At 62.9% G+C, this 24,355-nt stretch carries 24 protein-coding genes; 12 read left to right on the plus strand and 12 right to left on the minus strand.

What is annotated here, in order from left to right; translation table 11 throughout:
• Entirely contained in the window at nt 1–936 is a 936-nt protein-coding gene (locus ACK1VC_RS21840; protein WP_023047769.1) for an AEC family transporter, read from the plus strand.
• A 108-nt stretch (nt 937–1,044) separates the two neighbouring features.
• Here the strand turns inward: ACK1VC_RS21840 and ACK1VC_RS21845 are convergent, their stop codons facing one another.
• On the minus strand, nt 1,045–2,346 hold the full coding sequence (locus ACK1VC_RS21845) for a mechanosensitive ion channel family protein (protein WP_145913837.1): 1,302 nt from the start codon (nt 2,344–2,346) through the stop codon (nt 1,045–1,047).
• Between the two features lie 103 nt (nt 2,347–2,449).
• On the opposite strand from ACK1VC_RS21845, the gene ACK1VC_RS21850 reads away from it, so the two are divergent.
• A complete protein-coding gene (locus ACK1VC_RS21850; protein WP_023047768.1) occupies nt 2,450–3,811 on the plus strand; it encodes a DEAD/DEAH box helicase in 1,362 nt (453 codons plus the stop codon).
• Nucleotides 3,812–3,932: 121 nt separating this feature from the next.
• Here the strand turns inward: ACK1VC_RS21850 and ACK1VC_RS21855 are convergent, their stop codons facing one another.
• The 3 genes from ACK1VC_RS21855 to ACK1VC_RS21865 form a co-directional block, all read right to left on the minus strand.
• On the minus strand, nt 3,933–4,205 hold the full coding sequence (locus tag ACK1VC_RS21855; RefSeq protein WP_060519159.1) for a hypothetical protein: 273 nt from the start codon (nt 4,203–4,205) through the stop codon (nt 3,933–3,935).
• Between the two features lie 89 nt (nt 4,206–4,294).
• The gene (locus ACK1VC_RS21860) at nt 4,295–4,588 is read right to left on the minus strand and encodes an addiction module antidote protein (protein WP_191086862.1); all 294 of its coding nucleotides are present in this window, start codon (nt 4,586–4,588) and stop codon (nt 4,295–4,297) included.
• Nucleotides 4,581–4,883, minus strand: coding sequence for a type II toxin-antitoxin system RelE/ParE family toxin (locus tag ACK1VC_RS21865; protein WP_016488542.1), 303 nt, complete (start codon nt 4,881–4,883; stop codon nt 4,581–4,583). The genes ACK1VC_RS21860 and ACK1VC_RS21865 overlap by 8 nt, the downstream gene beginning before the upstream one ends.
• Nucleotides 4,884–5,058: 175 nt before the next feature.
• On the opposite strand from ACK1VC_RS21865, the gene ACK1VC_RS21870 reads away from it, so the two are divergent.
• Together ACK1VC_RS21870 and ACK1VC_RS21875 are read left to right on the plus strand one after the other, a co-directional pair.
• On the plus strand, nt 5,059–5,454 hold the full coding sequence (locus ACK1VC_RS21870) for a hypothetical protein (protein ID WP_016498447.1): 396 nt from the start codon (nt 5,059–5,061) through the stop codon (nt 5,452–5,454).
• 106 nt (nt 5,455–5,560) lie between these two features.
• Nucleotides 5,561–6,487: a DMT family transporter gene (locus tag ACK1VC_RS21875; RefSeq protein WP_016488540.1), complete on the plus strand. Its 927-nt coding sequence runs from the start codon at nt 5,561–5,563 to the stop codon at nt 6,485–6,487.
• A 47-nt stretch (nt 6,488–6,534) separates the two neighbouring features.
• Here ACK1VC_RS21875 and ACK1VC_RS21880 read toward each other — a convergent pair whose 3' ends face one another.
• Nucleotides 6,535–7,704: an MFS transporter gene (locus ACK1VC_RS21880; RefSeq protein WP_096426616.1), complete on the minus strand. Its 1,170-nt coding sequence runs from the start codon at nt 7,702–7,704 to the stop codon at nt 6,535–6,537.
• A 106-nt stretch (nt 7,705–7,810) separates the two neighbouring features.
• Between ACK1VC_RS21880 and ptrR the strand changes: the two genes are divergently transcribed.
• A complete protein-coding gene (ptrR, locus tag ACK1VC_RS21885) occupies nt 7,811–8,704 on the plus strand; it encodes a putrescine utilization regulator PtrR (RefSeq protein WP_016488538.1) in 894 nt (297 codons plus the stop codon).
• Between the two features lie 124 nt (nt 8,705–8,828).
• Entirely contained in the window at nt 8,829–8,957 is a 129-nt protein-coding gene (locus ACK1VC_RS21890; RefSeq protein ID WP_009683677.1) for a PA1414 family protein, read from the plus strand.
• A 99-nt stretch (nt 8,958–9,056) separates the two neighbouring features.
• Here the strand turns inward: ACK1VC_RS21890 and ACK1VC_RS21895 are convergent, their stop codons facing one another.
• Together ACK1VC_RS21895 and speB are read right to left on the minus strand one after the other, a co-directional pair.
• Nucleotides 9,057–10,436, minus strand: coding sequence for a sodium:solute symporter (locus ACK1VC_RS21895; RefSeq protein WP_016488537.1), 1,380 nt, complete (start codon nt 10,434–10,436; stop codon nt 9,057–9,059).
• A 131-nt stretch (nt 10,437–10,567) separates the two neighbouring features.
• A complete protein-coding gene (gene speB / locus ACK1VC_RS21900; RefSeq protein ID WP_016498452.1) occupies nt 10,568–11,518 on the minus strand; it encodes an agmatinase in 951 nt (316 codons plus the stop codon).
• Nucleotides 11,519–11,743: 225 nt separating this feature from the next.
• On the opposite strand from speB, the gene ACK1VC_RS21905 reads away from it, so the two are divergent.
• The 3 genes from ACK1VC_RS21905 (at nt 11,744) to ACK1VC_RS21915 (ending at nt 15,003) form a co-directional block, all read left to right on the plus strand.
• Nucleotides 11,744–12,637, plus strand: coding sequence for a LysR family transcriptional regulator (locus tag ACK1VC_RS21905; RefSeq protein WP_016488535.1), 894 nt, complete (start codon nt 11,744–11,746; stop codon nt 12,635–12,637).
• 136 nt (nt 12,638–12,773) lie between these two features.
• The gene (locus ACK1VC_RS21910; RefSeq protein WP_191086861.1) at nt 12,774–14,339 is read left to right on the plus strand and encodes a methyl-accepting chemotaxis protein; all 1,566 of its coding nucleotides are present in this window, start codon (nt 12,774–12,776) and stop codon (nt 14,337–14,339) included.
• Between the two features lie 64 nt (nt 14,340–14,403).
• A complete protein-coding gene (locus ACK1VC_RS21915; protein WP_191086860.1) occupies nt 14,404–15,003 on the plus strand; it encodes a tRNA-uridine aminocarboxypropyltransferase in 600 nt (199 codons plus the stop codon).
• A 171-nt stretch (nt 15,004–15,174) separates the two neighbouring features.
• On the opposite strand, the gene ACK1VC_RS21920 is transcribed toward ACK1VC_RS21915, so the two are convergent.
• The 3 genes from ACK1VC_RS21920 to ACK1VC_RS21930 all read right to left on the minus strand — a co-directional run bounded on the left by ACK1VC_RS21920 (nt 15,175) and on the right by ACK1VC_RS21930 (nt 17,805).
• Nucleotides 15,175–16,533, minus strand: coding sequence for a TolC family outer membrane protein (locus tag ACK1VC_RS21920; RefSeq protein ID WP_016488532.1), 1,359 nt, complete (start codon nt 16,531–16,533; stop codon nt 15,175–15,177).
• A 311-nt stretch (nt 16,534–16,844) separates the two neighbouring features.
• Entirely contained in the window at nt 16,845–17,210 is a 366-nt protein-coding gene (locus tag ACK1VC_RS21925; RefSeq protein ID WP_016488531.1) for a YbaN family protein, read from the minus strand.
• A 7-nt stretch (nt 17,211–17,217) separates the two neighbouring features.
• On the minus strand, nt 17,218–17,805 hold the full coding sequence (locus ACK1VC_RS21930; protein ID WP_010955200.1) for a YecA/YgfB family protein: 588 nt from the start codon (nt 17,803–17,805) through the stop codon (nt 17,218–17,220).
• A gap of 245 nt (nt 17,806–18,050) precedes the next feature.
• Here ACK1VC_RS21930 and recQ point away from each other — a divergent pair, with 245 nt between their 5' ends.
• Nucleotides 18,051–20,198, plus strand: coding sequence for a DNA helicase RecQ (gene recQ / locus ACK1VC_RS21935; protein WP_016488530.1), 2,148 nt, complete (start codon nt 18,051–18,053; stop codon nt 20,196–20,198).
• A gap of 150 nt (nt 20,199–20,348) precedes the next feature.
• Nucleotides 20,349–20,786 (plus strand): MarR family transcriptional regulator, encoded by a 438-nt coding sequence (locus ACK1VC_RS21940; protein WP_016488529.1) that lies wholly within the window; start codon nt 20,349–20,351, stop codon nt 20,784–20,786.
• A gap of 34 nt (nt 20,787–20,820) precedes the next feature.
• Here ACK1VC_RS21940 and ACK1VC_RS21945 read toward each other — a convergent pair whose 3' ends face one another.
• A complete protein-coding gene (locus ACK1VC_RS21945) occupies nt 20,821–23,007 on the minus strand; it encodes a patatin-like phospholipase family protein (protein ID WP_016488528.1) in 2,187 nt (728 codons plus the stop codon).
• 67 nt (nt 23,008–23,074) lie between these two features.
• On the opposite strand from ACK1VC_RS21945, the gene ACK1VC_RS21950 reads away from it, so the two are divergent.
• Nucleotides 23,075–23,356 carry a SelT/SelW/SelH family protein gene (locus ACK1VC_RS21950; RefSeq protein WP_016488527.1) on the plus strand — a complete coding sequence of 94 codons (282 nt, stop codon included), beginning with the start codon at nt 23,075–23,077 and terminating at the stop codon, nt 23,354–23,356.
• On the opposite strand, the gene ACK1VC_RS21955 is transcribed toward ACK1VC_RS21950, so the two are convergent.
• Nucleotides 23,357–24,247, minus strand: a complete 891-nt coding sequence (locus tag ACK1VC_RS21955) for a DMT family transporter (protein ID WP_023049202.1) — start codon at nt 24,245–24,247, stop codon at nt 23,357–23,359.
• Nucleotides 24,248–24,355 lie beyond the last annotated feature (108 nt).

Raw genomic sequence — 24,355 nt, forward strand, 5'->3', positions numbered from 1 at the left:
ATGCACACCATCTTCGTGATTGTTGCGCCGATCTTCGCCCTGATCCTCGTCGGCTATCTGTGCCGCAAGACCAACAAGCTGGGTGACAAGGCCGCCGCCGAAATCAACAAGATGGTGGTGTGGCTGTGCCTGCCGGCGTTGCTGTTCAAGGTGACGGCCACTGCCACCTGGAGCGAGATCTGGCATCCGGGGTTCATCGCGGCCTTTGGCACGGGCGCCCTGGCCATGTTCGTGGCCACGCTGTTGTGGCGCCTGAACAGCGGCCATGGCCTGGTGGCGTCGAGCATCGACGGGCTGAGTGCGGGGTATGCCAACACCGGTTACATAGGCATCCCGTTGTGCCTGCTGCTGTTCGGCCAGGCGGGCTTGCAGCCGGCGCTGATTTCATCGTTGATCGTGGTGTGCCTGGTGTTCGCCATTTCGCTGACGCTGATCGAGGTCGGGCTGCAAGCGGAGCGGCATATCGGTCGCGCCGTGGTGGTCGTTGGCAAGGCATTGGCGAAGAACCCGCTGGTGATTTCGCCGCTGGCGGGGGCTGGCTGGGCCATGAGCGGGTTGGGGCTGGCCGAGCCGGTGCTGCATTTTCTGGACATGTTGGCGTTGGCCACCACGCCGTGCGCGTTGGTATCGCTGGGTGCATTCCTGGCAGAAAAGCGCGCGGGTGCGCAAGCCAGCCCGTGGCCATTGGTGGGCTTGAAGCTGGTGGGGCAGCCGGCGCTGACCTGGGTGCTGGCATACAAGGTATTCAGCCTGCCGAGCATGTGGGCGGCTTCGGCGGTGCTGTTGGCAGCGCTGCCGACCGGCACGGGGCCGTTCATGCTGGCGGAGTATTACAACCGCGAGGCGGGGCTGATTTCGCGGACGATCCTGTTGTCGACAGTGGCGTCGCTGGTGACCTTGACCGGGCTGTTGTACCTGCTGGGTTATGCGGGGTAGCTACTGGCCCATTCGCGGGTTAACCCGCTCCCACAGAATCAGCATTTACGCGGTCATTGTAGGAGCGGCCTTGTGTCGCGAAAGGGCTGCAAAGCAGCCCCGGCAATCTCAAGCCTCGCTCATCTCTTCCAGCCGACGCGACACAGGCTCTTGCGCCGCACGCCCACTCAATCCCACGCGCATGTCATTGCCACTGGGCTGCTGATACAGGCTCAACCCGAACTCCGGCAACACCGCCAGCAGGTAGTCGAAGATATCCCCCTGGATCCGCTCGTAATCCGCCCACACCGTGGTAGTGGTGAAGCAGTAGATCTCCAGCGGCACGCCTTCGGCCGTGGTCTGCATCTGCCGCACCATGCAGGTCATGTTCGGGTGCACGTTGGGGTGGTTTTTCAGGTAGGCCAGGGCAAAGGCGCGGAAGGTGCCGATGTTGGTCAGCTTGCGGCGGTTGGCCGACAGCTCGGCGACAGGCCCCAGCGCCTCGTTCCAGTTCTGCAGCTCCTGGCGCTTGCCGGCCAGGTAGTCGCCCAGCAGCTGCACCTGGCTCAGGCGCTGCTCCTCTTCGCGGGTCAGAAAGCGTACCCCGGCCGCATCGATGAACAGGCTGCGCTTGATCCGCCGGCCACCGGACTGCTGCATGCCGCGGTAGTTGCGGAACGACTCGCTCATCAGGCGCCAGGTGGGGATGGAGACAATCGTCTTGTCGAAATTCTGCACCTTCACCGTGTGCAGGGTAATGTCCACCACGTCGCCATCGGCACCCACCTGCGGCATTTCGATCCAGTCACCCACGTGCAGCATGTCGTTGCTGGTGAGTTGCACGCTGGCGACGAACGACAGCAGGGTGTCCTTGTACACCAACAGCAGCACCGCCGACATGGCACCCAGGCCCGACAGCAGCAGCAACGGCGAGCGGTCGATCAAGGTGGCGACGATGACGATGGAGGCGAAGATCCACAGCATCATCTTGGCCAGTTGCACATAGCCCTTGATCGAGCGGGTGCGGGCGTGTTCGGTGCGGGCGTAGATGTCGAGCAGGGCATCCAGCAGGCACGACAGCGCCATGGTCATGAACAGCAGGGTAAAGGCCAGGGCCACGTTGCCGAGGAAGTGCTGGGCAGTGTCGGACAGCTCCGGCACCAGCTTCAGGCCGAACTGGATCACCAGCGACGGCGTGGTTTGCGCCAGGCGGTGGAACACTTTGTTGTGGCGCAGGTCATCCAGCCATTTCAGCGCGGGCTGGCGGGCCAGCAGGCGGGCGCCATGCAGCATCAAAAAGCGCGCCAGGCGGCCGAGGATGAGGGAAATCAGCAGCAGCACCGCCAGGCCAATGGCGGCGTGCAGCATCGGGTGTTGGTCGAGGGTGCCCCACAGGTCGAGGGAGTCACGCCAGATTCGTTGTATATCCATGGGCTTGCATACAGTCTTGTTGCGAAACGAAGGGCCATTAGAGCGCGGATGGCGACAAAGTTGCCAAAAGAAATTCGGCTAAGGCGGCAGAAAACGTTACCCTATGCAACTGAATTTCCCGCACTTGCCTGAGGTTACCTCCGTGTTCTCCCAATTCGCCCTGCATGAACGCCTGCTTAAAGCCGTGGCCGAGCTTAAATTTGTCGAGCCAACCCCGGTGCAGGCCGCGGCCATCCCCCTGGCCCTGCAAGGGCGCGACCTGCGCGTGACCGCGCAGACCGGCAGTGGCAAAACGGCGGCCTTCGTGCTGCCGCTGCTCAACCGCCTGGTTGACCTGAAAGGCGGGCGCGTCGAGATCCGTGCGCTGATCCTGCTGCCGACCCGCGAGCTGGCCCAGCAAACCTTGAAGCAGGTTGAGCTGTTCTCGCAGTTCACCTATATCAAGGCGGGCCTGGTTACCGGCGGCGAGGACTTCAAGGAACAGGCCGCCATGCTGCGCAAGGTGCCGGACGTGCTGATCGGCACCCCGGGTCGCCTGCTTGAGCAGCTCAACGCCGGCAACCTTGACCTGTCCCACGTGCAGGTGCTTATCCTCGACGAAGCCGACCGCATGCTGGACATGGGCTTTGCCGAAGACATGGAGCGACTGTGCAAGGAGTGCGAAAACCGCGAACAGACCCTGCTGTTCTCCGCCACCACCGGTGGCGCGGCCCTGCGCGACATCATCGGCAAGGTGCTGAAAGACCCTGAGCACCTGATGCTCAACAGCGTCTCGCAGCTGGCCGAGGGCACCCGCCAGCAGATCATCACCGCCGACCACGACCAGCACAAAGAGCACATCGTGCAGTGGCTGCTGGCCAACGAAACCTTCGACAAGGCGATCATCTTCACCAACACCCGCGCCATGGCCGACCGTATCTACGGTCACCTGGTGGCCAAGGACGTGAAGGCTTTCGTGCTGCACGGCGAAAAGGACCAGAAAGACCGCAAGCTGGCCATCGAGCGCTTCAAGCAGGGCAGCTCCAAGGTGCTGGTGGCTACCGACGTGGCGGCTCGCGGCCTGGACATCGACGGCTTGGACCTGGTGATCAACTTCGACATGCCTCGTAGCGGTGACGAGTACGTGCACCGCGTGGGCCGTACCGGCCGTGCCGGTGGCGAAGGCCTGGCGATCTCGTTGATTACCCACAACGACTGGAACCTGATGTCGAGCATCGAACGCTACCTCAAGCAGCAGTTCGAGCGCCGTGTCATCAAGGAAGTGAAAGGCACCTACAGCGGGCCGAAGAAGGTCAAGGCCTCGGGCAAGGCTGTTGGCGCCAAGAAGAAGAAAGTTGATAAGAAAACCGGCGACAAGAAAGCTGCCGCCAAGCGCAAGCCAACCGCCAAACCGCGGGCCAACGCACCGCTGGCCAGCGCTGACGGCCTGGCGCCGCTGAAAAAGCGCAAGCCTGCTGCTGAATAAGTAGCGATCAAGGCCCTATTGCCGGCAAGCCAGCTCCCACAGGGAAACCACAGACGCTGAATTCAGCGGACCTGTGGGAGCTGGCTAGCCGGCGATGGAGCTATCGAAGGCAACCCGTCAATCAATCGGCCTTCTTCTCCGCCGTTTTCAGTTCCTTGATCCGCTGGTCTATCAGCTGACACTTGTCGGGCAAGTCCTTGCTCGCCGTTCCTAGATCCATCCCTTGAAGCTCGTCGTTGATCTCCTTCGCCTTCTGCGGGTTCTGCTGGGTCAACTGGGTAACCAACCCGGCCAGCTCTTCACGTTTCTGCGTGGCTTCTTCCGGTGTGCAGGCCCAGGCGGGCAGGGCGCAGGACAGGGCAATGACGCAGGTAATCGGCAGCAGCGGTTTCATCCTTTTTACCTCTAGCGGTGGCTATGCGCGGTGGAACGATGCGGCGGCAAGCAAGTTCAACCTTGGCGACCGATGGCGCAGATGCGTTGTCAGCCAGCGAGGTGAGGCCGCGCCGTCATGTCTATTCCCAATGCCTTCATCACGGTCAGAAACGACTTCAGCGTGGGGTTGCCATGATCGCTGAATGACCTGTAAAGCTGCTCTCGGGACAGCCCCGTCTCTTTCGCCAGTTCGCTCATGCCCTTGGCACGTGCAACCACGCCGACAGCTTTAGCGACATAGCTGGCATCGCCGGTTTCAAGTGCATCGGTCATGAACTGCGCGATTGCTTCAGGTGTAGTGAGGTACGCGGCAGGATCGAATTCAGAGAAGGTTTCAGTCATTTTGCATCCTCCACGAACGCAGAATCTGGTGGGCAACCTTGATGTCTCGCTTTTGACTGCTTTTGTCGCCGCCACAGAGCAGAATGACGAAGGTGCTGCCCGTCTGATGGAAGTACACCCGATAGCCGGGACCATAGTGAATTTTGAGCTCACTCACGCCATGGCCTACCGGAGATACGTCGCCCGGCAGACCCTCCATCAACCGGTTGATCCGAGAAATGATTCGGGCTCTGGCGCTTAAGTCCCGTAGTCCGGTCACCCAATGCCTGAAACTGCTGGATTCGATTTTCTTCATCGAGTGAATGTAGTTTATAAACTACACCAGGCGAGGCAGCAAATGGTTTCTGTCTATTGCTACCTACGCGGCTTCAGACCGTGGCATCCATCCAGCCTTCATCTTTCGGAACACCGCTTGCGTCGGCAGGTCCCAACCTGTGTACCCCTTCCGTCCACAGCAGGAGCCCGTAGCCATGAGCATCGCTTACGATTGGGACCTGATCGAACGTTTGCTGCACGAAGTGCAGAACGGCGCCGGTCATAGCTTTACGCCACGCCCCTATGCCGAACAGCACGCCGCGGCCCAGGCCGCCAAGGGTGAGCCGGTGGGGGATCTGGATCACCTTAAAACCCACGCTTGTGAGTATGAAAAGCTGCTGTTCGAGCGTGGCTTCATCGAAAGCCGGCCTGAAGAAGAGGGCGGCAATGGCGAAAACTTTGTGCTGACCGAGCGTGGTTTACGCTTGCTGAGCCTGATCGACAGCAGCATCCCGGGCTTCGAACACCCGCGCCAGGTGCTGGACGAACAGGCGGATGCGCTGGATGAAGCCACCTTCGAACAGGTGTCTTCGAAGGCGCAGATCGCTTGAGGTCGTTTTGAGGCTGGCAACAGCGGGTAGGGAAGCCCGATAATCGGTAGCTTCTGAAGACTGCCGAGCCTATGCCCATGCCTGCGAACACCCCTGAGGCCCGCCTATGAGCGCGGTCCGCAAGAACCCAGACGCCTTTGCCTTTCAGGTGATGCTGGGGCTGTGCCTGATCTGGGGTTGCCAGCAGGTGCTGATCAAGACCGCCGCGGTCGACATTGCGCCGGTGATGCAGGCTGCGCTGCGCAATGGCATTGCCGCTGTGCTGGTGGCGCTGATGCTGTGCTGGCGCGGTGGCTGGGAGCAGGTTGGCATCACCTGGCGGGCCGGGTTGCTCGCGGGCGGGTTATTTGGCGTGGAATTCCTGTTCATTGCCGAGGGCCTGAAGCTGACGTCGGCGGCGCACATGTCCGTGTTCCTCTACACCGCGCCGGTTTTTACCGCGTTGGGCCTGCACTTTCGGCTGCCCAGCGAGCGCCTGCGGTTGTTGCAGTGGCTGGGCATTCTGTTGGCCTTCGGTGGCATTGCCATGGCGTTTGCTGGCGGCATGTCGTTCGAGGAAATGGATGGACGCATGCTGCTGGGTGATGCCTTTGGCGTGATCGCCGGGCTGGCCTGGGGCGCTACTACAGTCGTGGTGCGCTGCTCGCGGCTGTCGGAAGCACCGGCTACCTTGACCTTGTTCTATCAGCTGGCGGTGGGGTTTGCAGGCCTGTTGCTGATTGCCTTGCTTAGCGGGCAGATCGGCGCTGTATCGCTGACACCCTTGGCGATGGGCAGTGTGCTGTTCCAGGGCATTGTGGTGTCGTTCATCAGCTACCTGACCTGGTTCTGGTTGCTGCGCAAGTACCTGGCGTCCAACCTGGCGGTGTTTTCGTTCATTACACCGCTGTTCGGGGTGACCTTTGGGGTGCTGCTGCTGGACGAGCCGCTAAGCGTCAATTTCGTGATCGGCGCGCTGTTGGTGTTGCTGGGCGTGGTTCTGGTGAGTGCCGAGCCTTGGGTGAAGCAACAATTGCGCAAGCTGGTGGGTTGAAGGTTGCCTGTGCCGGCGATAGGGCCGGTACAGGCAAAACCAGTTAATCAGGCTGAGCGGGTTGCCGCCTGGCAACCTTGAATACGCTGCCCGCTGGAGATCACCAGCACGCCCGCCAGCCCCAGCCCCATCGCCGCCAGCATCAACGCCGGCTGCAGGCCGCCGCTGTAATGGCTGCTGACCGCCGCCAGCAACGGCCCGCTCAACTGCCCCAGGGCAAAGCACGCAGTCAGCAGCCCGGCATTGCGCTGTGTGGCATGCGGGGCCAGCTCCCGCGAGCGTTGCATCACCAATTGCATGCAGGCCAGGAACGGCCCGCCACACAGCACCACACCCAGCGCCAACCCGATCCCGCCGCCCACCAGGCAGGCCAGTACGCCCAGCCCTTGCAACCACAGGGTGGCGGTCAGCCAGGCCGAGGTGCGCCCGTTACGGCGCAAGCTCACCAGCACCACCCCCAGCGCTGCCGCCAGGCCAAACGCCGGCCAGAACAGGTCGGCCATCCACTGCCCGCGGAACTGCTGGTTGGCCATTTGCGACAGGAAAGTGGCCGGCAGGATGTAACCCACGCCGTACAGCGTATATACCAGCGCCAGGCGGCCAATGCCGGCGCTGCGGGCCGGGCCCGGGTGCGCTGGCGAGGGAGTGGGGGCAGCTTGCAGCGCGCGTGGCAGCCAAGGCCGTACGGCCAGCAGCATCACCAGCGCAGCCACGGCGTAGATCAACCACAGTGCTGCCGAACCCAGCCCCAGCAGATGCGCCAGCAGTGCCAACAGCCCGGTCAGGGCAATGCCCAGGCCGGGGCCTGCAAACACCAAGGCACCCAGCCGTTGGCGGTTGTGGGCGTTGGCTACCTGCTGGCTGAGGCTGGTGATCATCACCAGCACCCAGGCACTGGCCACGCCGGTGCCAAAGCGCAGCAGCAGGTGGCTCCAGAAACCGTCGGCGGCCCATGAGGCCAGGGTCAGCAGTACGCACAGCCACAGCCCGCCGTGCAGGCGCAGGCGCACCTGGCCGGGTGTGCGAGCGAACATGGCGTCCACCGCGCCAATGAAATAGCCCAGGTAGTTGGCGGCCGCGACCAGCCCGGCGACCGTCAGATCGAACTGGCCTTCGGCGATCAGGTGCGGCAGTTGCGGTGTGAGGGCGAAACGGCCGATGCCCATGGCCATCATCAACGCCACGGCGCTGGCCAACAGTTGAGTGAGTGGCGACATGACAGGTCTCCTGCGTGGAATTAAGCGATGACTGGCAGGTTAGGGTGGTTTCATTTTCAATAAAATTGAATAATGATGATCAAGTTGTTCTGTTTTGGAGAATGCTGTGGAATTCAGCCAGCTGCGTATCTTTCAGGCTGTGGCCGAGGAAGGCTCAGTCACCCGTGCTGCAGAGCGCCTGCATCGGGTGCCGTCCAACCTGTCCACGCGCCTTCGCCAGCTTGAGGAGCAACTGGGTGTCGAGTTGTTCCTGCGCGAGCGCCAACGGCTGCAGCTGTCGCCGGCGGGCAAGGTGCTGCTGGAGTACGCCAACCGCCTGTCGGCCTTGCGCGACGAGGCGCTGGCCGCTGTACGCGGCGGCGAGCCGGCCGGCGACTTCGTGCTGGGGACCATGTACAGCACGGCTGCCACCCACCTGCCAGCGTTGCTGGCGCGTTATCACCAGGCCTACCCCGCAGTAAACCTGCAGGTGCGCGCAGCGCCCAGCGGCGAGCTGCTGGAGGGCCTGCTTGGCCACACCCTGGACGCTGCCCTGGTGGATGGCCCGCCGAACCTGGCCGGGCTGGATGGCGTGCCGTTGTGCGAGGAACAACTGGTGCTGATCACCAGCCCCGAGCACCCGGCGGTGCAAACCGCCAGGGATGTGGCGGGCAAGGCGGTGTTCACTTTCCGCCAGGGCTGTTCTTACCGCATGCGTCTGGAGGCGTGGTATGCCCATGCCCACACGCCCATGGGCCGGGTGATGGAGATCGAGTCGTACCAGAGCATGCTGGCCTGCGTGATCGCGGGCGCAGGCGTGGCGATGATGGCCCAATCGATGCTCGACAGCCTGCCTGGGCGTGACCGGGTGAGGGTGCACCGGCTGCAGCAGCCGTTCGATCAGGCGGTCACCTGGCTGATGTGGCGTCAGGGCATGCGTGGGGCGAATCTGCAGGCATGGATCGACTTGCAACAAAGCGAAACGATTAACCAGTCGTCGGAATGCGGCGCCAGGGCTTGATCCGCGTCAAAATGGCCCTTATCTGTAAGAGCATTGGCATGCGTAATACAGGACATCAGGCTATGATCTGTATGAACCATCCCAGGATTGATTCGCCGTGAGGCTGACCCGTCAAGGGGGCATTATGAATAAACCACTGTCCAACTGGCTCCACGACCTGGCGGTCGCCCTGGGGCTGATTCCACCACCCTTGCAGCCGGTGCCGATCCCGACTGATGAAGAGCAGCGCAAACGCCAGCCGCGTCGCCGCTGATATAAGACAAAGGCCGCAGCACCTGGGTGGGTGCTGCGGCCTTTTTTGTGTCTTGGAGTTTAGTGTTATCCCTGCCGGCGATAGGGCTTGAGGCTAATGTCAGGCCAGATTCACCGCACCGACTGTTTTGCGAGACATCAGGCTAACCGCCACAAAGCTCACCAAGCCGATCGCCAGGCTGTAGTAGATCGGCGTATTGGCCTCCAGCCCGTCTTTGAACATGAACAGCAGCGCGGTGGCAAAGCCCAGCGACATGCTGGCAATCGCGCCAGCGGTGGTTGCACGCTTCCAGAAGATCGCCCCGATCAGCGGGATCAGCATGCCGCCGACCAGCAGGTTATAGGCCAGGGTCAGCGCGTTGATCACATCGTTGACCATCAGCGCGATGCCCAGCACCACCAGGCCGGTGAGCAGGGTGAACAGGCGGCTCATGCCCAGGCTCGACTGCTTGCCGCCACGCAGCTTGGGCAGCAGGTCCTCGGTCACAGTGGTCGAGGCCGCCAGCAGGCCGGCGCTGGCGGTGGACATCATGGCCGCCAGGGCCGCGGCCATCAGCAAGCCACGGATGCCATCGGGCAGGGTGCTCTTGATCATCTCTGCAAAGGCATTGTTCGGGTTGGCCAGGTCGGGCATCAGCACATGCGCGGCCATGCCGATGGCGGCGCAGGCCAGGCCGTACACCACACAGTACACACCGGCGACGGTACCGGCACGCTGGCAAACCTTTTCGTCACGCGCAGTGAACACCCGCTGCCAGATGTCCTGGCCAATGAGGATGCCGAAGAAGTAGATCAGGAAGTAGGTGATGATGGTGTCCCAGCCAATGGTGGTCAGCTGGAAGCTGGCCGCTGGCAACTTGGCCACCAAGGTGTCCCAGCCACCTGCCTTGTACAGGCACACGGGCAACAGGATGAACATCAGGCCGACTGTCTTGATCACGAACTGGACGATGTCGGTAAGGGTCAGCGACCACATGCCGCCAATGGTGGAGTACAGCACCACCACACCGCCGCCGAGCAGCAGCGAAGCCCAGAAGGGCAGGTCCAGCAGCACCTGCAATACGGTGGCCATGGCCAGTGTCGAGGTGACGCCGATCATCAGCGCATAGGCCAGCATGATCACGGCGCTGGCCTGGCGTGCGGTCGGGTTGTAGCGTTGCTCAAGCACCTGGGTCACGGTGAAGATGCGCAGGCGCAGCAGCGGTTTGGCCAGGAACAGGTTGATGGCGATGATGCCCAGGCCAAGGGCCGCGCATAGCCAGAAGCCGGAGATGCCATGGACGTAGCCCAGGCGCACGGTGCCCACGGTAGAAGCACCACCAAGCACGGTGGTGGCCATGGTGCCCATGTACAGCACAGGGCCCAGGTTGCGCCCGGCTACCAGGTAGTCTTCATGGGTTTTTGCACGTCGCATGCCGTACCAGCCAAGCCCGAGCATGCCGGCGGTGTAGATCATTACAACAATGATGTCCAAGGCCATTGGGGTTCTCCCGATTATCTTTATTATGGCGAGATCGACCACGCGGGCGGCCACGGCCGCCGGCGGTCTTGTCGTGTTGTTGGCGGGCCTCTGTGGCCCTCCCTCATGGCTCCTGCCGGGGTGTAGCGGTGTTAACGACGCACGACGCCCGGAAGCACGCAGAGCATCTCGAACAGCAGGTTGGCACCGAGCAGCGAGGTATTGCCGGTGGTGTCGTAAGGCGGGGAGACTTCGACGAGGTCACAACCGATCAGGTCCAGGCCGTGGCAGCCGCGAATGATCTCCATCGCCTGGATGGTGGTCAAGCCGCCGATTTCCGGGGTGCCGGTACCGGGCGCCCAGGCCGGGTCGATGCCGTCGATGTCGAACGACAGGTACACCGGGCCGCCGCCGACCTTTTCCCGCACTTCGGCCATCAGCGGTTCCAGCGACTTGTGCCAGCACTCTTCGGCCTGGACCACGCGGAAGCCCTGGCGGCGGCTCCAGTTGAAGTCATCGGCGGTGTAGCCCTGGGCGCGCAGGCCGATCTGTACCACACGGTCGCAATCGAGCAGGCCTTCTTCCACGGCGCGGCGGAAGGTGGTGCCGTGGGCGATCTTCTCGCCGAACATGTGGTCGTTGACGTCGGCGTGGGCGTCGATGTGCACCAGCCCGATCTTGCCGTGCTTCTTGTGCAGCGCCCGCAGGATCGGCAGGGTGATGGTGTGGTCGCCGCCCAGGGTCATCGGGATGACATTGTGCTCGACGATTTCGTCGTAGGCTTCTTCGATGATGCGTACGGCGTCCAGCAGGTTGAAGGTGTTGATCGCCACGTCACCGATGTCGGCCACCGACAGCGAGTCGAACGGTGCGGCCCCGGTGGCCATGTTGTAGGGGCGGATCATCACCGACTCGGCGCGGATCTGCCGCGGGCCGAAACGGGTGCCGGAACGCAGCGAGGTACCGATGTCCAGGGGCACGCCGATGAAGGCAGCATCCAGGCCTTGGGCACTTTGCAGGTGGGGGAGACGGAGCATGGTGGCGATGCCGCCGAAACGCGGCATTTCGTTGCCGCCCAGTGGTTGGTGGAGAGTCTTGTCCACGGTGGGCCTCATCAGTCGGTCGATTGTTGTGTTTGTTCGAACCTGTGCCGCCGCGCGCCTCTCACGTGTGGTTTTGCCGGCGGGCAGGGACATTTCGGCCAAGTCTGCTGAAGGTAGTGCCGGGGAAGAATCGCTACCGACAAATACTTAGTTCAGGAATTTCTGAACTAAAGACGGGCAGAGCGGTTAGACTGCGCGCAAATACACCTGCGGAACCGTTGCACCATGGCCTCGACCTTGCCCGACCTGAAACTGCTGCGCATCTTTGTCAGCGTGGTGCGCCACCAGGGCTTCGCCAACGCCCAGCGCGAGTTGAACCTGTCGACCTCGGCCATCAGCACCTACATGAGCCAGTTGGAGGGCGCGCTGGGCATCGTGCTGTGCCACCGCGGCCGTGGCGGTTTCAGCCTGACCAGCAAGGGCGAGCTGTTCCACCAGGAGACCCTGCGGCTTCTGGCCGAACTGGATGGCTTCGAGCAGTATGCCGCTGCCCTCAAGGGCGAGTTGCGTGGCACCCTCAACCTCGGGGTTATCGACTCCACGGTCGGCGACCGGGCCTTGCCGTTGGCCGAAGCCATCGGCGCCTACAGCCAGGAGCACCCGGCGGTGCACCTGCACCTGTCGGTGTCCAGCCCTTACGAGCTGCAACTGGGCGTGCAGGACAACCGACTGGACCTGGCCATCGGTGCGTTCTCCTCGCGCATGAGCGGCCTGCTCTACCAGCCGTTGTACCGTGAACAGCACTGGCTGTATTGCAGCAGCCGCCACCCGTTGTATACCGAGCGGCGCATCCCCGAGCCGGTAGTGACGCAGCAGCGCATGGTCGGGCGCGGCTACTGGAGCCAGGCCGAGCTGGCCCGGCATGGCTTCAAGCACAGCGCGGCGACGGTGGAGAGTATGGAAGCGCAGTTGATCCTGATCCTGTCCGGCGCCTATATCGGGTACTTGCCCGAGCACTATGCCCAGGCTTGGGTCGACAAGGGGGATTTGCGCGTGTTGTCGCCGTCCACCTTTGGCTACCAGGCGCCGTTCTCGCTGATCATTCGCCGTGGGCGTAGCCGTGAACCGCTGATCCAGACCTTCCGTGATCTGTTGAAAAGCCAGTTGAACGTGGGCTGAGCAGCGACGCATTCATGCATTCCGTCGGGCGACGTTAAATTCCGGCAAAAGCTGACCGCTAACCTGATAGCGCTCTGCTACATATCAACTTGCGCTGATGATTTTCCCCTTATTTCATCCTGCAAGGATCGCCCCGATGCGCATGAATTTGCCCGTCACTGAGCACGAAAGAACCTTCTCAAGCGATCAACGCCTGATTTCCACGACTGACCTCAACAGCCGCATCACCTACTGCAACGAAGCCTTCGTGGCGATCAGCGGATTTACCTATGACGAGCTGGTCGGCCAACCGCACAACCTGGTGCGTCACCCTGACATGCCTGCATCGGTGTTCGGGCATATGTGGGACACGATCAAGCAGGGCAAGCCGTGGATGGGGGTGGTCAAGAACCGGGCGAAGAATGGTGATTACTATTGGGTCAGCGCTTACGTCACGGCCATCTACGAGCAGGGCCGCATCAGTGGTTACGAGTCGGTGCGCTCGGTGCCCACGCGTGAGCAGATCCGCCGCGCCGAGGCGCTGTATGCGCGCCTGCGGGCCGACCGCGCAGCTGTGTCCTGGGCGGCGCGGCTGGGGCACGGGTTAGCCCATGGCTGGCCGTTGATAGCCGCAGGTCTGGTATCGGCAGGCGGTTACTTGTGGCTGCCGGCCTATGCAGCGCTTGGGGTGCTGATGGCCAGCCTGCTGTTGGCCTGGTACCTCGTCGAGCACCGGCAGAACCAGGCCATCCGCCGCACGTTGGCCGAGCATCCCAAAGCCTTCACCAGCCCGCTGGTGGCGCTGACCTACAGCGACAACCCGGGCCTGCAGGGCCAGCTTGACCTGGCCATCATCAGCGAGGAAGCGCGCTTGCAAACAGCCCTGACCCGCCTGGTGGACGCTGGTGTCGGGGTAAAGTCGCGGGCTGCGCAGTCCTCAGATTTGTCCGATGCCCAGGCGCAGATGCTTGACCGCCAGCGCAGCGAGACCGACCAGTCGGCCACGGCCATTGCGCAAATGGCCGCAACCATCCAGCAGGTCACTCACAACGTGCAGAGCACGGCGCATGCGGCTGGCGATGCCGACCAACTGGCGCAGCATGGCAGCGAGCTCGCGCTGCAGAGCCTCAAGGCCATGGGCAGCATGAGCGATGCCGTCAACGACATCGGTCAGGCGGTCAATGCCCTGGCCGAGCAGACCCAGTCCATCGGCAGCGTGGTCGATGTGATTACCTCGATTGCCGAGCAGACCAACCTGTTGGCGCTCAACGCTGCCATCGAGGCGGCGCGCGCGGGTGAGCAGGGGCGGGGTTTTGCCGTGGTGGCCGATGAAGTGCGTTCGCTGGCACAACGTACCCGTGCATCGACCGACGAGATTCACCACATCATTGCTTCGTTGCGCGCGGGCGCGGAACGGGCGGTTAGCACCGCCAGCCGGGGTGAGCAGATCTCGCGGGACAGCGTGCACAGCGTCGAGGCGGTGCAGACGGCGTTGAGCGGGATTGCCCAGGCGGTCAGCCGCATCACCGGCATGAGCCAGCAGATGGCGACGGCGTCGGAGCAGCAAAGCCATGTGGCCGAGGACATCAACCAGCAGATCGTGAGAATTGCCCAGCTGTGTGACCAGAGTGCCGGGCAGGCCAGGCAGGGTGCAGAAATCAGCCAGGACCTGGAGCGCATGGCGGAATACCTGCATAGCCTGGCGGAGCGCTTCAACCGCTGAGATCGCTGGGGCCGCAAAGCGGGCCCCGGTTCTGTGGCACACTGTTCCCGCCAAGGAGAACCCCATGCCCAGACCCCGCTGCGAGCGCTGCCAGCGCCCGCTCGACCATTGCCTCTGCCCACTGATCCCCGCGCTCGACAGCCGCACCCGCGTCATCCTGCTGCAGCACCCCAGTGAAACCGCCCATGCCCTGAACACTGCGCGCCTTGCTGCCCTTGGCCTGAACAACGCCGAGCTGCGGGTGGGCGAGGTATTCGATGATCTGGGTGAATTGCTGGCAACGCCTGATTACCGGCCGGCCTTGCTGTTCCCGGGCGATGACGCTCAGGTGCTGACAGCCTATGGCAAGGTCGATAACACGCCGTTGCTGCTGATCGTGCCCGACGGCACCTGGCGCAAGGCGCGCAAGCTGCTGTACATGAACCCGCTGCTGGAAGGGTTGCCGCGGGTGACGCTGGGGGCAGTCGCGCCTTCGCGTTATCGGCTGCGCAAGGCGCCGGAGGCGGGGGCGCTATCGACCATAGAGGCAGTGGTGGGGGCTTTGAATGCGTTGGAGCAACCTGCCAGCTTCGATGCGCTGCTGGCGCCGTTCGAGGCGTTGATCGAGGGGCAGATCAGGGCCATGGGGGTGGAGACGTTCCAGCGTAACCATGGTGAGGGTTGAGGTGCCCGTGAGGGCCCTATCGCCGGCAAGCCAGCTCCCACAGTTACAGTGTCAAGGCTCATGCTTTTATTCCCACAGGCAACTGCACAAAGTTTGAAGCCTATGCAGTACCTGTGGGAGCTGGCTTGCCGGCGAAAGGGCCGCAAAGCGGCCCCCAGAACTTGAAGCCGATCAACGCATCTCAGGTAGACGCGCCTCGGTACGCACTTCCGTGGTAGCCAGCGCCTCTGGCGGCAGCGAAATACGCTGTTTGCTCAACAGCTCACCCATGGTCGCCAGCACGCGGTAGCGCGAGAATTCCTCGGTGTAGCGGACTTCGGTGTAACGGCGGTCGGCGTTGTACAGCTCGTTTTCACTGTCAAGCACGTCCAGCAGGGTACGCTGGCCCAGGCCGAACTGGTCCTGGTAAGCGGCGCGCACGCGCTTGGTGGTCTCGGCGTATTCACGCGCGGTAGGCAGCTGCTTGCTGGCATTGTTCATGGCGTTCCACGCCAGGCTCAGGTTTTCGGTCAGCTCACGCAGGGCGTTGTTGCGGATGTCCAGGGCCTGGTTGATCTTGTGCGCGTCAGACTGCAGGCGGGCCTTGTCGCTGCCGCCGCGGAACAGGTTGTAGTTCATCTCTACGCCGGCCTGCCAATCGTTGTTGTTGTGGCCTTTTTCGCCACCGGTGTTGTTGTTGGCACCGGTTGCAAGAATGGCGTCGAAGCGCGGGTAGAAGGTCGACTTGCCCACTTCGTATTGCTGCTCGGCGGCGTTGACGTCAGCCTGTGCCGATTTGATGTAGGGGTTGTTCTGGCGCATGCTGTCGCGCGCGCCGTCGAGGGTCTCAGGCACCTCGCCCTTGATGGTCGGCGGGCTTTCCAGTTCGTCCGGGGCACGGCCGATCACGCTGAAGAAGTTGGCCTCGGCATCGGCCAGGTCCACTTCGGCGGTATCCAGGTTGTTTTCCGCCAGGGCCCGACGGGCGCGGGACTGGTCGAGGTCGGCGGTGCTGCCAACGCCGCGCTCGTTACGCAGGCCGATCTGGTCGTTGACGCGCAGGTGGGCTTGCAGGTTGTTCTTGGCCAGGGTTACCAGCTCACGGCGCTTGAGCACTTCCAGGTATACCTCGATCGCACGCAGGGCGACATCCTGGGCAACTGCCTGGGTGTAGTAGGCGCGGGAGGTGGAAACCGCTTCGGTGCGGCCCACTTCGTTCGCGGTGTTGAAACCGTCGAAAATCATCTGCCGCAGGCGTAGCTCGGACTGGGTGTAGTTGAGGGTTTCCTTGTTGTGGTTACCCTCGGCACGGGTGGTGGCATTGTCCGAACGCTGGCGGCCATAGCCAGCAACCAAATCCACGGAAGGGTAGTAGCCACCACGCGCAAACTTGACGTCTTCATCGGCCGACAGCTTGCTGTTACGGTTGGAGCTTACCTGCGGGTGGTAGTCCACGGCGCTCTGGACGGCCTCGGTGATCGACATCGCCTGTACGTTGGCACTCGCCAGGGCCAACAGTAATGCACTGGTGATGGGGTTCAAAACGCGCATGGTACATCTCCCTGATCCTGGAATTGATCCTGCTGCTCGCCAAAAAAATGACGATAAAATTATCGCGTATAGTGTTGCAGGTTTTTAACAACACAGCTAAGTACATTCAACGCGATAGATAAGAAGATTTCTTCATATCAAATAGCCATATAAGACATATATTGTCTAACAAGGGCAGCGAAACTTTGTGCTGGCAAGCGCGCGAAAAGGCAAAAAAGCCAATGAATACAAGGCTTTTGTATGGTTCCAGAACCATTTCGGATAAAGAAAACGACCGTTAGGCGAAAGTGATATTTGGCGACAAAAAAATGTCACTTCGGTGTGTGGAGGGTTTTCTGCCTGACGATATAGAGGCTTACCAATACAGCGCTGGTCAACATGAAGGCGCGTGCCCAGAACAGGGGCACCAGATAGCACGACAGGCCAATGCTGGCCCACATCAGGCCGATGGCGTAGACCTTGCCCTTGAGGGGGATGCCTTCACCACTGAGGTAGTCGCGGATCCATGGCCCGAGCTTCGGGTGATGGACCAGCCAGTGGTGAAAGCGCGGCGAACTGCGGGCAAAGCAGGCTGCCGCCAAAAGCAGGAAAGGGGTGGTGGGCAATACCGGAAGGAATATCCCCAACACCCCCAGCGCAACGCTGAGCCAGCCGATGGCCAGCAGCAGGTAGCGCACAGGCGACTCAGTGATGGCGTGGCTTGAGCAGCGCCGGTTTTTCGTCAGGGGCGTGCAGCAGCAGGAACAATGCGCTCAGCGCCTCGGGGATCTGGACGATCATGTCATCCTGCAGGTTGGCGTTGCTGGCGATGTCGGCGAACTCTGGCTGTTCGTCGAACAGGCCCGAGCCCACCATGATCGGCAGCAACATTTCGCTGACTTCTTCTTCGGCGTTCTCGAACCAGGCCTCTTCACGCAGGAACACGCCTTCCATGAAGCCAATGCACCAGCCGCGCAGGTCGGAATCATCCGGCTCGTCGGTCAGGTCGAGGTCGCATGGCAGGTCGAATTCTTCGTCGCTGGCCAGCTGGCGGGCGATGTGCGCTTTCAACGCCACCAGGGTGGCTTCGATCTCGGTGCGCTGGGCCTCGCTGGCGTAGTGCGGCTCTTCGGCGAACAAGGCGTCGATCCATTCGCGCTCGGGCACGTCCTCGGCGTTGATCGACAGGGCGGTCAGGTAGCCGTGGGCGGCGACGTAGTCCAGCGCCTCTTCGTGCAGCTCGTCGGCGTCGAGGAAGGCTTGCAGGCGGGTCAGTTGCTCGGCGAAGGACATTACAGGGCTACCTTGGGGAATAAACGATACCGAATTCTAGCACCAAGCAAGGGTAGCGGGGTAAAGGGAACGTCTATCACCATGGTGCCCTGTGCAGTGCGGTGCTGCGGTATACTCCGCGATTTTTCATGCAGGGGCAGATTTTATCGGCCCCTGGCAAAAACCGCTTACGCATTTGGCGTGTGCGGAGCGGGTTTTTCGTCCAGCCTGTATGCAGGGTGGTACGGCGATTTGTGGAGTTGCACATGCTCGAACAGGCTCAGCGCGTTCTCAAGGACATCTTCGGCTACGACAGTTTCCGTGGGCGCCAGGCAGCAATCATCGAATGCGTGGCCAATGGCGGCGATGCCCTGGTGCTGATGCCCACTGGTGGCGGCAAGTCGCTGTGTTTCCAGGTGCCGGGGCTGCTGCGCCCGGGCCTGACGGTGGTGGTCTCACCGCTGATTGCGTTGATGGACGACCAGGTCGCCACGCTGGACGAACTGGGCGTGTCGGCTGCCGCGCTGAACTCTACCCTGACGGCGGAGCAGCAGCGTGAACTGGCCGGGCGCCTGCGCCGTGGCGAAGTGAAGATGCTGTACCTGGCGCCGGAGCGCCTGGTGCAGCCGCGCATGCTCGATTTCCTGCGCGATCTGGACATCTCGCTGTTTGCCATCGACGAGGCGCACTGCGTGTCGCAGTGGGGCCACGATTTCCGCCCCGAATACCTGCAACTGGGGCAATTGGCCGAGCTGTTCCCGCATGTGCCGCGCATTGCGCTGACCGCCACCGCCGATATGCGCACCCGCGAAGAGATTGTCCAGCGCCTGCACCTGCAAGGCGCCGAGCGCTTCCTGTCGAGCTTTGACCGGCCGAACATCTTCTATCGCATCGTACCCAAGGAAGCGCCGCGCAAGCAGCTGATGGCCTTCCTTGGCGAGCGCCGCGGCAACGCGGGCATTGTGTACTGCCTGTCGCGCAAGAAGGTCGACGAAACGGCAGCCTTCCTCTGTGATCAGGGTTTCCCGGCATTGCCTTATCATGCCGGCCTGGCTGCCGAGACCCGTTCTGCCAACCAGCACCGCTTCCTCAATGAGGAAGGGTTGATCATGGTCGCCACCATTGCCTTCGGCATGGGTATCGACAAACCCAACGTGCGCTTCGTTGCCCACCTCGACCTGCCCAAGTCGCTTGAGGCCTATTACCAGGAAACCGGCCGTGCCGGCCGGGACGGCTTGCCATCCGATGCCTGGATGGCCTACGGCCTGCAGGACATGGTCATGCTCAAGCAGATGCTGCAGAACTCCGAAGGAGACGAGCGCCACAAGCGCATCGAGCAGCACAAGCTCGACGCCATGCTGGCGTTGTGTGAAGAGACCCGCTGCCGCCGCCAGTCGTTGCTGGCCTATTTCGATGAAATCCTCGAGCAGCCGTGCGGGCACTGCGACAACTGTGTCGACAACATTCAGACCTGGGACGCCACCGAGCCGGCCCGTCAGGCGCTGTCGGCGGTTTTCCGCACTGGCCAGCGCTATGGTGTCGGCCACCTGGTCGATGTGCTGTTGGGCAAGGACAACGAGAAGGTGCGCAATTTCGGCCACGAGAAGCTGTCGGTGTTCGGCGTCGGCAAGGGCCTGGCCGAGGTCGAGTGGCGTTCGTTGTTCCGCCAGCTGGTGGCGCGTGGGCTGGTCGACATCGACCTGGAGGGCTATGGCGGCCTGCGCCTGTCCGACAGCTGCCGGCCACTGCTGCGCGGCGAGGTGACCTTGCAACTGCGTCGCGACCTCAAGCCGCAGACCACGGCCAAGACCTCATCGTCCAGCGGTGGCAGCCCGGCCAGCCAGTTGGTGCGTGCCGAGGAGCGCGAGCTGTGGGAAGCGCTGCGTACCCTGCGGCGCAAGCTGGCGGAGGAGCACAGTGTGCCGCCCTATGTCATCTTCCCCGACTCGACGCTGCTGGAAATGCTGCGCAGCCAGCCGGTCAGCCTCAGCGATATGGCCCAGGTCAGCGGTGTGGGGGCGCGCAAGCTGGAGCGTTATGGCCAGGCGTTCCTCGAGGTACTGAACAACAGCGGTGGCACCGAAGAGGCGCCGAAAGTGGTACTCGACCTGCGCCACGAACTGGTCAGCCTGGCCCGGGCCGGCATGACCCCGGCACAGATCGCCGGGCAGCTCAACTGCAGCGAGAAGAACGTGTATAGCCTGCTGGCCGAGGCGTTGGGCCGCCAGGAGCTTAGCCTTGACCAGGCCCTCGACCTGCCGGAAGACCTGCTGATGGAAGTACAGGACGCCTTCCTGGACGGCGAGGGCGAACTGCCGCCGGTGTCGGCCATTGCGCCCCAGTTCGGGGCACGGGTGCCGGAGGGTGTGCTGTATTGCGTGCGTGCGGCGCTGGCGGCCGAGTTCGAGATGTGACGGGCAGTCAGATCGAGGGCAGAACCGCCATCTGCTGACCTTTGTCATGCTTTTTGACGATTATCGAACGGCGAAGGGCGCGCGAGCCTTGCCTCGTCGGAAAGGGCATGGTTAGCTGCCTAATAATTAGATCTGTTCAATGAGTTGCTTATGCCCCTGACCGACAACCAACACCGCTTCGGCATGCAGCTGGCCCAGATGTCCCGGGGCTGGCGTGCCGAACTGGACCGCCGCCTGGCCGGGCTCAACCTGTCCCAGGCGCGCTGGCTGGTGTTGCTGCACCTGGCGCGTTTCGAAGAAGCCCCTACTCAGCGTGAGCTGGCCCAGAGCGTGGGCGTTGAAGGCCCGACCCTGGCGCGCCTGCTCGACAGCCTGGAAGCACAAGGGCTGGTGCGCCGGCAGGCGGTGGTGGAAGACCGGCGGGCCAAGAAGATCTTGCTGTGCCCGCCGGCCAAGCCGCTGATCGACCAGATCGAAACCATCGCCAACCAGCTGCGGTTGGAGCTTTTCACCGGGGTGGACGAGGCAGAGTTGCAGGTGTGCATGCGGGTGCATGCCACGATCCTGTCCAATCTCGAGAAGTCCTGAGGGCCCCTGGGGTCGCTTTGCGGCCCCCGGCGAATCAGAAGGTATGCCCCAGGTTCAGGTACACCGCCTGCTCATGCGCACTGTTGGTGCCGTAGCTGAAGTTCAGCGGCCCCAGAGGCGTTTCCAGCCCCAGGAAGATGCTCGCCGCATTGATGTAGCCGCTGTCGAACTCGTTGTCGTTGTTCCACGCGCGCCCACGTTCCAGCGACCCGCCAATGTACAGCGGGAAGTCCAGCGGTACGTAGGCCCGTGGCGTCAGCCGGCGGTAATAGACCATGCGCAGCAGGCTCACGTTCTGCCCCGACACCGAGTCCTGGCGAAAGCCAGACAGCTCTCGTGCCCCACCCATCACGAAGCTGGACGTCACCACTTCGGTAGCGTCCAGGGTGCGCCCGTAGCGTCCGCCCAGCACGAAGGTGTTCGGCCCGCTACTGATGGCCTTGTCCAGGTTGAACAGCCACTGCCGGTAATCCTGGTCGGAGTCCAGCGATTTGTCGTACTTGCGCAAGGTCAGGCCAATGTCCTCACCGCTGTGCGGGAAATACACGTTGTCGAGGGTGTCGAACGAATACTTCAGTTCATAGAAGCCCTCGTTGAAGCTGACCTTGGGCAGGTCCTGGTCGCCAATGCGTACCTCGGCCTCGCCCCAGGCCTTGCCCACGCCCAGGCGTACTTCACCGTTGGTGCCAATCTGGCGGCCGAGGTTCAGGCCAAAGCCGTAGCGTTCCAGGCGGTACTCTGCGACGGGGTCGTTGTCCAGGGTGGCTTCGATGTTCTGTGAGCTGAAATCCAGGTACGGCGCAATGAAATAGCGCGAGCCAACGTCCAGCGGCTGGTAGAACTCGCTGTACAGTTCTTGCTGGTCGCCGATCTGGCCACGGGTCAGCCACTCGGCACCCAGGCTGTTGATGCCATTGACCCGGTAGCTGGCGCCCAGGTTGAAGGCGCTGTCACCGCGCAGGTCGTCCGAAAGGTTCAGGCCCAGGCGCAGGTAGTCGGTGCCGCCGCGTCGACCGCGGGCGTTGATCACCAAGGTGTTGTCGTTGCCCTTGTGCACCACGCGGTACTGCACCCGGTCGAAGTAGTCCAGGCCGTAGAGCGTGCCCATGTCGGTCTGCAGGCGGTCCAGCTCAAGGGGGGCGTCGATCGGCTGACGGATGTAAGAGCGGATCACGTCGTCGCTGACCTTGGAGTCGTTCTCGATCCGGATCGCGGTGATCACCGGCGTGCGCTGGCGTGGCGAGCGGGCCACGGCCAGGTTGCTGTCACCCTCAGGCTCGCGCAGGGCAGCCAGGCGTTGGTCGAGCAGGCGGGTGGCGCGGTAACCGGCGTCGATCATGTCCCGGGCACGGCCGAAGTCGGTCACGCCGAAGGCAGCTAGCGATGGCTGGATGAGGATGTCATCGCGCTGCAGGCTGGCCAGTTGTTCTTCCGAATTGCGCCGTGTCATCAGGGTAATCGACTGGTTAAGCACGTCGACCACGGTCAGCAGTTGCTTGCGATCGCGCAGCGGGGTACCGATGTCGACCACGATGGCCAGGTCCACGCCCATTTCGCGGGCCACGTCGACGGGGATGTTGTCGACCATGCCGCCGTCCACCAGCAGGCGGCCGTCCAGTTCGACCGGGGCAAACACGGCGGGGATCGACATGCTGGCACGGATGACCTGGGGCAGATGGCCGTGGCGGAACACCACCTTTTCGCCACTGGCGATGTCGGTGGCTACAGCGCGAAAGGGGATGGGCAGCTTGTCGAAATCGCGGGTATCGGCGGTGTGCGCCAGTTTGCTTTCCAGCAGCAGTGACAGGTTCTGCCCCTGGATCACCCCCAGCGGCAGGCCCAGGCTGCCGTCGTCGCGAAAGCTGAGCTTTTGCTTGACCAGGAAATCGCGATCATCCTGCTTGCGCCGGAACGGCACGTCCTTGCGCGGCGGGGCATCGGACAGCGCCTGTTGCCAGTCCAGGGTGGTGGCGAGCTTTTCCAGTTCTGCGACACTGTAGCCCGAAGCGTAAAGCCCGCCGACCACTGCGCCCATGCTGGTGCCGGCGATGGCGTCGATGCGCACGCCCTGTTCCTCCAGTGCCTTGAGCACGCCGATGTGGGCCAGGCCACGGGCCGCACCCCCCGACAACACCAAGCCGACCTTGGGCCTGGCAGGTTCCGCAGCGGCAGCCATGAAGGAGGTGAGGGCGAGCAGCAAACAGCACAGCAAACGGCGCATCGTGAGTCTCAAACCGTGGGCTAAAGACCGCTAGTATAAGCGGCCCCTTACCTGGAGATGCCTCAGCATGGCCGACAACAAGCCCGAAATCGTCATCACTTATTGCACCCAGTGCCAGTGGCTGCTGCGCGCTGCCTGGCTGGCCCAGGAACTGCTCAGCACGTTTGCCGACGACCTTGGCCAGGTCGCGCTGTCACCGGGCACCGGCGGGGTCTTCTGCATTACCTGCAATGGCGTGCAGATCTGGGAGCGCAAGGCCGACGGCGGCTTCCCCGAGGCCAAGGTGCTGAAACAGCGGGTACGCGACCAGATCGACCCGCAGCGTGACCTTGGCCACAACGACCGCTGATCAGGCGCCCTCGGCCAGTGGCCGCTGCTTGGGTGGTTGTTCGCGGGTCATGCGGCTGGACAGCACGATGGCGAAGATGATCAGCGCGCCGCCCAGCAGCATGCGCAAGGTCGGGGTTTCGGCGAACACCACCCAGGCCACGGCAATGCCATAGACCGGCTCCATGCCGAACACCACGGCGGCGGTGCGCGCCTTGATCACCGCCAGGCTGGCGACGAACAGGCTGTGCGCCACGCCGGTGCAGAAGATGCCGAGCAGGGCGATCCACAGCCAGTCCATGGCCGCCACGCCTGCCAGACCTGGTGCGGCGAACGGCAGCAGGCACAGGCTTACCACCAGGTTCTGCCACAGGGCAGCCTGTACTGCTGGCAAACGCCCGGAGCCGGCGCGGTTGGTGAGGGACAGCAGCGAGAACAGCAGCCCTGACAGCAGTGCCCAGAGCAGGCCGCCAGTGGCCTCGCTGGCCAGGTCGAAATCGGGCGTGACCAGTATCAGGCCGATGCTGACCAGCAGCACCAGCACGGCCTCGTTGCGGCGGATGCGCTCGCGGAACAGCAGGCCTTCGAGGATGACGGTGAAGGCCGGGAAACTGGCGAAACCGAGGGTGGCGATGGCCACGCCGCCAACTTTGACGGCAATGAAGAAACTGACCCAGTGACCGGCCAGCAGCACACCGCCGAGCAGCAGGCGACGGATATCCTGGCTGCTCAGGCGTTGCCAGCCCGGGCCGGTCAGGCTGGCGAACAGGGCCAGGGCGAGTACGGCGAAGGCGGCGCGGCCGAAGACGATGATCGCCGGGCTGGCAGTGGCGGCCAGTTTGCCGAAGACGCCGGTCAGGCCGAAGAACAGCGCGCCAATGTGCAGGGCGCCGAGGGCGGTGCGGTGGTTCATGGTGGTCCTTGCTCAAGATCTTTATCGACGTTGCCGGCCTCTTCGCAGCACAAGGCTGCTCCTACAGGGACTGTGCGTATTCTGTAGGAGCAGCCTTGTGCTGCGAAG

The organism is Pseudomonas sp. XP2, assembly GCF_053557975.1.